Raw genomic sequence first — 10,202 nt, 5'->3', positions numbered from 1 at the left:
GATAATTTCTTTCCTGAACTACTTGCTTATTCCGGAAAGTGACAAAAGAGGGATAAGGCAATGAATTATTTAGACTCAGCTTATTATTTCATATTAAAAGTAGAAATACAAGGACAGTTAAAAAAGTTAAAAAAGTTAAAAAAGTTAAGACAATAAGTAAGAACAAAAGATTGTTACATAAATATAAGGTAGGGGAGTAATTAGACATTATTAAGTGATCAATTCGAGGTGAATCCATGACTCCCGAAGAACATCAACAGGTCATAGAATAGACTTGTCGGGAAATAAGAGAGAATAGACAGCAGTGGTAGGGAAGGATGATGCTGAATATTGAAGGTACACTGAAGCAAGACCGACTGTTGAGGGCATTAACTGGATTGAACCGGAAAGCATTTGATGCCCTTTTGCCCACCTTTACCACGATGTAGCTTGAAATTCAACAGACCAAGCCTCGTCAACATGCCCTGGGTGGAGGACGCAAAGCCATTGGTGTCAAGTTAAGAAAAATAGATGGCTGTCAAGAGTGGGCAAATCAATGGTAAAAGTCAATCAACATCCCTGTGTTGAAAGAGCCATGAGTAAACCACGGAAAAAGCAAGGGAATCCAGATTTTCGCCATCGAGTCAGCGTACCTGCCCCAGCCAGCCAAGAAATAGAATCACGCTTGTTTGAACTAGTCAGCCCAGGTACATTTGCTAACCTCAAAGGGGTAAAAGACAAAGAACGGAGCTTGCGTTCACAAGTACTGACCTTGCCAGTAATGGCAGCAATAGTATTGAGTATAGTGTATCAAAAAATACAGCATCTTACAGATGTATTGCGATCGCTAGAATGGCAAGTATGTACTCACACGCCAGAAGAATTTGGTGACATATCGGGTAACACGTGTACTTTCTCAAGGCTCTCACTACAAAGATGAAATTATTCACATGCAGGGCGGCCGCATCATGTCAACAAGCAAAGTCTATTCTCAATAGAACTAAAATTAATGTCATTAACTCTTGCTTATTGCGAAAATTTTAGGCGATCGCTTTGGGGCTTAAAAAATAATCAAGCGCGAAATCCTGATTTTTTCGTTGGTTTTTAACCTTCGTTGTGATCAAGAGTAATTTAGATGCGTTTGCCCTGGTGCCTTAGCTAGTCGTCGGGTTGTGGTTGAACATATTAATCGACGATTGAAAGTGTTTCGTATTCTTAGTCAACCCTATCGCAACCGTGGAAAGCGTTTTGGATTACGCTCTCACCTAATTGCTGGTCTTTATAACTACGAACTGCCTACTATTGCTACATTGAACTGCATATAGTTGTTAGATTTTCAAAAATTTTAACCCTTAACTATATCACAATTTTTTTGCAAGAGGTCTATTACATAACCAAAACTAATGATTTGAAGAGAAAGGTAAGGATAGCTCTCGCACCAGAACATTGTTCTGGTGCTGTGTCTCAGAATTTTTGTAAAGTATTGAGGTGAAGAAGCAAAATTTTTAACTTAGTTCAGAATAGAACTGGCTAGCCCAATAGCGATATCTCGTAATTTCACCATCACCGTCGCAGAGTATAGGATGAGTACGGTAAAGCTTGTTTTTCCAAATAGGAAAGTCTTTCTCAACTTCATCTTTCAAGACCTTGAGCAGCAATGGTGTCAAAGCTGAGGCTATGGTTTTGGTAAAAAAGCTCTTCACACTAATAAGCATATGTATTTCAAGATACTCTTCATCCACAGGTGTTGTCAAAAATAGCAGAATGAATTGTAGCTGACCGATTCCACTTATACAGTATCTTTGTAAGCTATAGCCCAACCCATAGAGAATTATTTCGATTTGAGTTTCTATCTGCAAGTTTAATTTTGCAACTTCAAGAGCTTGTCTTGAAAGAAGACGTTGTTTCCAAACCGAGCCATCTATCTCCGAACCCTGACTTTTTGTAGAATGATCAGAATGTACTGTTGGGAAATGAGCAATATCTACGACTTGTTCATGCAGTTCTTGAACATGAGAATTAATTTGACACTGGCTACCTTGTTTTAACTGAGTCCATTCTTTATACCAATTTAATATGAAGCTGCATATAATATAGAAAACCAAACTCAATAAGTTTCAGTACCCATGAGTCGCCCGTTTAAGATTGAGATCGCCGAGAGCGAAGAAGAATTAAAAAAACTCTTACAAACAGCTCGGTTGGGAAACCAGAAAGAAAAGCTACAGATGTTGTGGTGGCTCAAGAGTGGTCAGGTTAAGGAGCAGCAAGAAATTGGAAAACGCTTGGCGAAAGATACCTCAACTGTGACCAGGTGGTTGCAAAAGTATAGATCGGGAGGGCTAGATGAATTACTGGAAATCAAAAAAGCTCCAGGAGCAAAACGGAAAATTCATGACATAGCGATCGCAGCACTGGAGGAGGAGCTAAAAACAGGAAAAGGTTTTAGTAGTTATGGTGCAATAGTTGAGTGGTTGAAACTTCAACATGGACTTGATATAGAGTATGCAACAGTTTATGCGTGGGTTCGATATCGATTATGTGCAAAACTCAAAGTGCCTCGTCCTCAAAGCTACAACCAAGACGAGAAATTGATATTTGAATTTAAAAAAAACTCGGAATTATTCTTAATTGTTTAAAAGAACATCTAGCACCCGGCAAGTGTGTTCGCTACCTGTGTCAGGATGAAACGAGGGTGGGGCTGAAAACTCTCACAGGAAAAGTGATTACTGCTTCTGGAGTCAAGCCTACTTCTTACCTCTTGGCTTTTTAATCGGTGTTTCACTCAATCTATCAATTTTACTAATTCCTTGATAGCCTTTATCTGGTAATTTATTTTTCGGAAATCACCTTATAAATGATAAATTTTTAAATGTTCTATTTTCATCTATAGTGTGCTTGAAGTAATCCACTTGGATATTGTTTTGAGTTAATAAGTTGCAATTTTTGTTCACAGGTAGGTGGTGGGAAAAGGCGTATACCATCACCTAAAATAATTGGAATAGTCGAAATAATATATTCGTCAATCAAGCTCTGCCTAAGAAACGAATTAATTAACGCTCCACCACCAACTAACCAGATATTTTTAAAGCCTTCTTTCTCTATACTTGCTAATGCATTGTTCACAGTGTCAGAAATAAATACGACTTCCTCGCGATCGCATTTGAGATCCCTTTGGGTCAAAACGAAAGATTTCTTATCTGGATAAGGCCATTGGTCAAAACTCAGCCCTAATTCATATGTCTTGCTACCCAAAACAATAGCATCAATCGAATCGTAGAAAGCAGCATAACCATAGTCTTCTTCTGGAGTCTCAACAATTGATAACCAATCAATTCCTCCATTGCTGCGAGCAATATAGCCATCCAAACTAGTTGCAATATAGAGTGTAACTTTCATAATTAATTATTAGCTATTCTCTGCATTCCCGCATCTTCCTCAATTCCTTTTACGGTGTCTGCTGCACCCAATTGCAGGGCATAAAGGTTCGCATAGACACCTTGCTGATGGATGAGTTCTGTGTGAGTACCCTGCTCTACAATTTGTCCTTGTTGAATCACTAACACTTTATCTGCCTGAGTAACTGTACTGAGGCGGTGGGCAATTACGAAACTTGTACGACCTTGCAGCAAGCGGGCGATCGCACTTTGCACTAGTGCTTCTGTACGGGTATCGATGCTGCTGGTCGCTTCATCGAGTATAAGAATTCGGGGATTAATTAATACCGCACGAGCAATACTGATCAGTTGTCGTTGTCCCTGGCTCAAGGGAGCACCTTTTTCACCCAATTGAGTTGTATAGCCGTGTGGTAATGAGGTAATAAATTCATGGACATTCGCTGCCTGTGCAGCTCCTTCGATATCAGCTTGGGTAGCATAGGGACAGCCAAAGGCAATATTTTCGGCAACAGTACCGCTGAACAAAATATTATCTTGTAGGACGATGCCAATCTGACGCCGTAGACTCGCTTGAGTAACACTACGTACATCAATATCATCAATTTTTACTGCACCTCCAGACACATCGTAGAAGCGCAAAATTAAGTTAATAATCGTACTTTTTCCTGAACCTGTCGCCCCTACTAACGCAATCATCTGCCCTGGGTAAGCGTGCAAATTTACCCCTTTGAGAACGAGTTGGTCTGGATTGTAGCCAAACTTAACATTCTCAAATCTTACCTCGCCCTGAATTGGTGGCATTTCCTTAGCATCAGGCGCATCTTTGAGTTGTGACGGTTCATCCAATAACAGAAAGATTCGTTCTAATCCAGCGAATGCAGATTGAGCTTGGGTATAAAACTGGCTGAGAATTTGGATGGGGCGGAAGAACTGCTGGACATAAAGTAAAAAGGATGTTACTACACCCACCGTTGCACCTCCCGTTACCGCCAGATAACCACCATAAGCCAACACACCTGCGGTTGCTAATGTGTTGAGAAAATCGATGGATGGCAAAAACGCGGAAGTAATTGCCACAGCCTGGACGTTAGCATCTCGATTGGCAGCGTTAAGAATCTCGAATTCTGCAATGTTGAGGTGTACGCGATTAAATGCCTGTGCTTCTCGCACACTACCAATATCTTCTTCCAACTTCGCGGAAAGTTGCCCAATGGTTTGTCGCGTTACACGAAATTTGGCTCTTGCCCAACGTGCAAACAAGCCTGTAGTAAAAATCATCAATGGCACTACTAGGTTGCTCAACAAGCCCAGTTGCAGGTTAATTGAAAGCATTGCAATCACAATGCCAATTAAACTGAAAGTATTACCCAGCATTTGGGCGATTGTTAGTCCAAATGCCTGATTTACAGTATTGACATCATTCAACAAACGACTCATTAAATCGCCTGCTTCGCTACGGTCAAAAAAGCTCAGGGGTAAACTTTGGATTTTAATGAAAATGTCTTGCCTTAGTTGAGCCAACAATCGCTGCATAATCCAGCCGACTCGAATAATTTGACCCCGGATTGCTAAGATACCAACTCCGTAATTCAGTGCTAGTAGCCCTAATAACAGCAATAGTCCCTGTAAATTTCCCTTGGCAATGAGGTTATCAATCGACCAGCCGAGAAAAAATGGCCCAATTGCTTGGGTCACTGCACCAATGAAAACCAATCCGATGGCAATGGGAATCTCTTTACGATAGGGTTTTAGGTATTGCAAAAAGCGCCCTAAGGTGGAGGTTTGCTTACTAGCTTGTTCCTCGGATACAACAACGGCAGCTGTAGTTCTCATTTGTTCTCCTTTTGCTGTACCTGAGATTCCAAAATTACACCATAAAGCGGGCTAGTTTGCATCAATTCTTCGTGAGTACCTTGTGCTACTAATCGCCCTTTGTCCATAACAAAAATGCGATCGGCATTCTTGACAGTGCTAATGCGTTGAGCCACTACAAAGGTTGTGCAAGCTTTTTGGCGCATGAAACCATCTAACTCGGCTTGAATTTGGGCAGCAGTTCTGGCATCTACGGCAGAGGTACTATCGTCCAAAATCAAAATACTGTAATCAGTGAGTAAGGTACGGGCGATCGCAATTCGTTGTTTTTGCCCCCCAGACAACCCCACACCACGTTCCCCAACAATCGTCTCGTAGCCATCGGGCAAACTGATGATGAAATCGTGTATTTGTGCGCTTTTTGCCACCTCAATCACTTCTTCTAAGGTTGCATTCGGTTTTGCATAGCTAATGTTTTCACGAATTGTCCCAGAGAAAAGAGTGGTTTCCTGGAAGACAATACCGATCCGAGATCTGAGGCTTTTGAGGTTGAAACTTCTGACATCCCGTCCGTCAATGCGAATCGCTCCCTTTGTGACATCGTAGAACCGGGCAATCAAGTTCATAATTGTGCTTTTTCCGGAACCAGTCATGCCTAGAACAGCGATTAGTTCATTGGGCTTAGTTTCAAAGGAAACTTCTTTGAGAGTTTCGGCACTTGCTCCCGGATAGCGAAAAGAAACATTTTCAAAAGTTATTCTACCACCGCAGGTGTCAAAAGGGATGGCATCAGGGCGATCGCCAATTTCTATCTCTGCGTCTACAACTTCGTAAACTCGTTCTGCTGAAGCAGCTGATTGAGCGATCGCTGGCGCTGCAAATCCAATCACTAAAATTGGTTGCAGAATCAACGCTAGGTAGGAGTTAAACGCCACGAGTTCGCCAATAGAGAATCTATTTTCAACTACCTCCGCTCCCCCGTAAGCGAAAACTGCCAGTGTTACCAAATTACTTAACAAAAAGATAAATGGAAAGGTATTACGAATAGCACTAATGGTCTTCATGTTTGCCTTGACTAGCCCATCATTCAAGGTCGTGTAACGCGACCTTTCGGTGGACTCCCGCACAAACGCTTTCACTACCCGTATCCCGATTAAGTTCTCTTGTAATACAGCGTTCAGGTCGCTGAGTTGCTCTTGTACTTGCCGAAAAAGCTTGTTATTCCGAGTGACGAATCGTGCCATTAACCATCCGGTTAGGGGTACTACTGTCAGAGTAATCAGTGCCAATTTCCAGTTCATCAGCAGTAAAATTACTGCAATACTCACCAATGTCACAACTCCGCCAATAACCTGAATCAGGCTAGTACCAACAAATGTACGGATTTGCTCAATGTCACTGGTAACGCGGGTTAATAGTTGCGAAGTCTGCGCTTGGTCGTGATAGCTAAAACTGAGATTTTGAATTTTGCTGAAAATTTTGTTTCGCAGATCGTAAGCGACACCTTGAGAGGCTGCTTCTGCTAAATAGCTTTGTCCAAAGTTAAATAAACCACGAGCGATCGCCGCGACTACCATCCAGCCAGCACTAATTAGCACAACTTCTAAGTTTTTTTCGCTAATTCCTTGATCAATTCCCCAGCGAAATAGTTGCGGGGTAACGGCGTTGGCGCTTGTCAACAGCAATAGGCTTACGAAGGCTCCCAACGAAGTCCATCGGTAAGTACTCAAACTAACCAGCACACGCTGGATTGATTGCATTGACGAAGTTTCCCGGAGTTCTGGTTGTTGAACCAATGGAATTCACCCTGTGTTTTGGGAAAATTATCTCCTAATTTGATTCTAAAAAGCCACTTACTCAGGTTGAAGATGAGGAATATTACAATACGTTTGTAACCTTAGCTATTCTTTAGACTTGTAAATAAAAATTCCGTCACAATTGCTCTGGATTAATTCCCCGCTCTTTTAGTAGAGCATGTAGAGCTTCTAATTGGGCTTCGGCTTGTTCGGCTCGCTGACGTTGTTCTTCGGCTCGTTCTTTTTCTTGTTGTAGTTGCCGATCTAGTTCCAAATGGGTAAGAAAGCGATCGCTATCAGGACGATAAATTTGTAGTTCTTCCTCGCCCAACTCAAAACGCACCCCCAATCTAGGACTCACCCAACCAGCCATTTGGTCAATAACTTCTAATCGTGAGTTACGACGCTGCCAACCTGTCAAATCAACTACATCAGGTTCATACAAATAATATTCTTCTACACCGTAGCGCTCATAAAACTCGAATTTCTTCGCCATTTGAGAAATCCGGTTTCCAGGCGACCAAATTTCAAATATTACCTGCGGGGGAATGTTGTCTTCAAGCCACTGTTTATAAGAACCTCGGTATCCTTTTGGTCTACCAAAGACTACCATTACATCGGGAGCTTGGCGGAGCTTATTATCATCTTCCACCGAATACCACAACAAGTCCCCAGCGACAAACACATTTGGGTCATTGGCGAACAGCAGTTCTAAATTATTTTTAATCCAGACAATTAATTCAAACTGCTTAGTGTTGTCTGCCATTGGCTGTCCATCGCTGTCAGGGTAGATAATGCCTTTTGGGGTGGAAGATGGTAGCTGTGTAACCATTGCGATGATTCTCACATGATTGTTATGGATGGGGGAAAGGCGATCGCTTTTCCCGCACTGTTCTTATTTCACATCGTAGTCTAATTAAATCCACTATTTGGTCACTGTAATCTGGCTATATCTGTTTAGTACAAATAGCTCATTTTTTTGTCTGCTACGGCTAATTTTGAGATTTGTTTCTTGTTCTTATCTCTTGACATTGAGTAGCAAATGCTTCACCGTATACCATTTCTCTAGCCCAATGTTCGCAGTTATAACTCAGCAAATTCCAGAGATTATCTTTTGCACTGAGGATTTTTTCTCTTGAATTTTGAATACGCGCCTCAATTTGAATGTCTGAAGCTTTTTGAGGATTTTCTTTTTCAGGACGTTCTTTAAACAGCCAGTCTGGTGTGTAGTGAGCTAAATGAACATATCCGATTCCCACGCTTACAAGTTTACCTTCTGGCTTTACCGTCTCACCTGTGAAAAAGTGTGCAATCCTGTAACCATTTGGGGTAGCTCTTACAACACCGTAGTGTTCATAATCTCTATCCTTATCATCTTTACACAGGTACACAACTAAATCATTGGGACGTATTACATTACCTTTATTGTCACAAATCTCAGGCTCTCTATCCAGAAGTATTATTAGCTGTGAAAGTCTTGCTAATTGGGTATCTATAATTTTTAGCAAAGTATCTGACCACTTCGAGTTGTAATCATTGACACACTTTTGGATTTCTTGATATTTCTCTATTACCCAGTTATGATGCTTTTGTAATCTGTGAACTGCTTGGAAGTGCCAATCAGTATTAACCTTATCAAAATTACTATCAAATTCTATCTCTAAAATTTCAGCAATAACTTGATAAGTTTTAATAATACTTTGATCTTTTGTATGTCTGCATATTTGACTAATTGCTTTCTTTACGGTGTCGCCATCATATAAACGATCCTGTAATTCAGCAAATAACCGAAGGATTTTAGAAGGATTTGGTTGCATTAACATCGACCTTGGGCTTTGAGTTAGCACTTTATTGCTTTTTTGTCTTTTCATTTAGCTTTTCTTCTATGTGACGCTCAAATGCCATCAAAGTCATTTTTGATGATGACAGTGCAATTTGTAATGCAATCTTTTGACTAGTGCTATTACTATACATACGATAGTTTCCTTTTATTTAAATTTTGATTTTATTATGCTGTTTTTATCGATTACCGTAGTATCAATATTAATTGATTACTGAGAGTAAAACAATCTGTATCATCACTAGAAAAATTAGAACAAAGTGATACCTAAGATCGAGAAAACCCTATTCTTCAGGCTTTGATGAGGAGATGGTTAAAATATAGGACTCCTATTTGATTTTTGAAAAAACTCCGTACATCTCGAAAAGGCTAATTCCCTACTCACTACTGAGAACAAATAAGTTCAAAAATCGAAGCGGATTACTAGAAAATCCTCATGCTCAAATCTAACCACTTCGACTGTGTAATCGGCGCACTGCTAGAAATGTAGTCAACACCCGTTTCCGCCACACTGCGAATCGTTTCCAAAGTCACATTCCCCGAAGCCTCAATTTTCACCCGACTATCCTGCTGACGAATCAGTTCCACCGCCTCACGCATCATATCCAAAGGCATATTGTCCAACATAATAATGTCGGCTTGATGCTGCAAAGCTTCTTTCACCTGTTCTAAACTTTCCGTCTCTACCTCTATTGTCAAAGGATAAGGAATCTGAGAACGAACACGCCTAACAGCTTCCTCAATTCCTCCAGCCGCTGCAATGTGATTATCCTTAATCATCACCGCATCATCCAACCCCATACGGTGATTAATCGCCCCACCCACAGCAGTCGCATACTTTTCCAATAGTCTCAGCCCTGGTGTAGTTTTGCGCGTATCCACCAACCGAGCAGGTAAATCAGCAATTTTCTCTACATATATATTAGTCAGCGTGGCAATTCCACTCAACCGCATAGCCAAATTCAGCGCTACCCGTTCCCCCATCAGCAACGCATCCAGCGAACCATGAATTTCAGCGACTATCTGTCCCGGCTCACATCTTGCGCCTTCAAGCGTCACAGCCGTAAAACTCACATTTTCATTCAAAATCTGAAACACCCTAGCTGTAACTGGTAAGCCAGCAATGATTCCTGGAGCCTTCGCTATCCACTTGGCTGTTCCTGGTGTGACATCTTCTGTAAGAAGGGTGTTTGTAGTGCGATCGCCCCGCCCAATATCCTCCAGCAACCAACCATGCAACAGCGGATTTAAAACCAGCCAGGGCGGCAAAACACCAAAATTTCTCACAACTTTATTCCTTCCTTAGAGGCTTCAGGAATACTATACCCTAAAACCCTTGCCATCTAAGGCTTGTAGCCATATCAGAAAAAATTGCAAAAG

At 41.3% G+C, this 10,202-nt stretch carries 9 protein-coding genes and 1 pseudogene; 3 read left to right on the top strand and 7 right to left on the bottom strand.

Annotation, left to right across the window (positions count from 1 at the left end):
- The first annotated feature begins 574 nt into the window (after positions 1–574).
- Both ACM0OY_RS38275 and ACM0OY_RS38270 read left to right on the top strand, forming a co-directional pair.
- Positions 575–919, top strand: coding sequence for a hypothetical protein (locus ACM0OY_RS38275; protein WP_414573935.1), 345 nt, complete (start codon positions 575–577; stop codon positions 917–919).
- A 226-nt stretch (positions 920–1,145) separates the two neighbouring features.
- A pseudogene (locus ACM0OY_RS38270) lies at positions 1,146–1,304 on the top strand (IS5/IS1182 family transposase); the annotation flags it as partial.
- A 180-nt stretch (positions 1,305–1,484) separates the two neighbouring features.
- Here the strand turns inward: ACM0OY_RS38270 and ACM0OY_RS38265 are convergent.
- Positions 1,485–2,084, bottom strand: a complete 600-nt coding sequence (locus ACM0OY_RS38265) for a hypothetical protein (protein ID WP_414573934.1) — start codon at positions 2,082–2,084, stop codon at positions 1,485–1,487.
- 21 nt (positions 2,085–2,105) lie between these two features.
- On the opposite strand from ACM0OY_RS38265, the gene ACM0OY_RS38260 reads away from it, so the two are divergent.
- Positions 2,106–2,615, top strand: coding sequence for a helix-turn-helix domain-containing protein (locus ACM0OY_RS38260; RefSeq protein ID WP_414573602.1), 510 nt, complete (start codon positions 2,106–2,108; stop codon positions 2,613–2,615).
- 244 nt (positions 2,616–2,859) lie between these two features.
- On the opposite strand, the gene ACM0OY_RS38255 is transcribed toward ACM0OY_RS38260, so the two are convergent.
- From ACM0OY_RS38255 to nadC, 6 genes are all read right to left on the bottom strand, one after another.
- Entirely contained in the window at positions 2,860–3,375 is a 516-nt protein-coding gene (locus tag ACM0OY_RS38255) for a dihydrofolate reductase family protein (protein WP_414573933.1), read from the bottom strand.
- Between the two features lie 2 nt (positions 3,376–3,377).
- A complete protein-coding gene (locus tag ACM0OY_RS38250; protein WP_414573932.1) occupies positions 3,378–5,207 on the bottom strand; it encodes an ABC transporter ATP-binding protein in 1,830 nt (609 codons plus the stop codon).
- Complete coding sequence (locus ACM0OY_RS38245) at positions 5,204–6,982, bottom strand: ABC transporter ATP-binding protein (protein ID WP_414573931.1); 1,779 nt, start codon at positions 6,980–6,982, stop codon at positions 5,204–5,206. The genes ACM0OY_RS38250 and ACM0OY_RS38245 overlap by 4 nt, the downstream gene beginning before the upstream one ends.
- Before the next feature lie 136 nt (positions 6,983–7,118).
- Complete coding sequence (locus tag ACM0OY_RS38240) at positions 7,119–7,814, bottom strand: Uma2 family endonuclease (protein ID WP_414573930.1); 696 nt, start codon at positions 7,812–7,814, stop codon at positions 7,119–7,121.
- A 160-nt stretch (positions 7,815–7,974) separates the two neighbouring features.
- Positions 7,975–8,853: a hypothetical protein gene (locus ACM0OY_RS38235; protein ID WP_414573929.1), complete on the bottom strand. Its 879-nt coding sequence runs from the start codon at positions 8,851–8,853 to the stop codon at positions 7,975–7,977.
- A gap of 392 nt (positions 8,854–9,245) precedes the next feature.
- Positions 9,246–10,109 carry a carboxylating nicotinate-nucleotide diphosphorylase gene (gene nadC / locus ACM0OY_RS38230; protein WP_414573928.1) on the bottom strand — a complete coding sequence of 288 codons (864 nt, stop codon included), beginning with the start codon at positions 10,107–10,109 and terminating at the stop codon, positions 9,246–9,248.
- Between the last annotated feature and the right edge of the window lie 93 nt (positions 10,110–10,202).

Origin of the sequence: Nostoc sp. CCY 9925 (assembly GCF_963920935.1) — a bacterium.
Lineage (GTDB): Bacteria > Cyanobacteriota > Cyanobacteriia > Cyanobacteriales > Nostocaceae > Nostoc.
The sequence above is the reverse complement of the archived record's forward strand: the minus strand, read 5'-3'. Positions and strand labels throughout refer to the sequence as shown.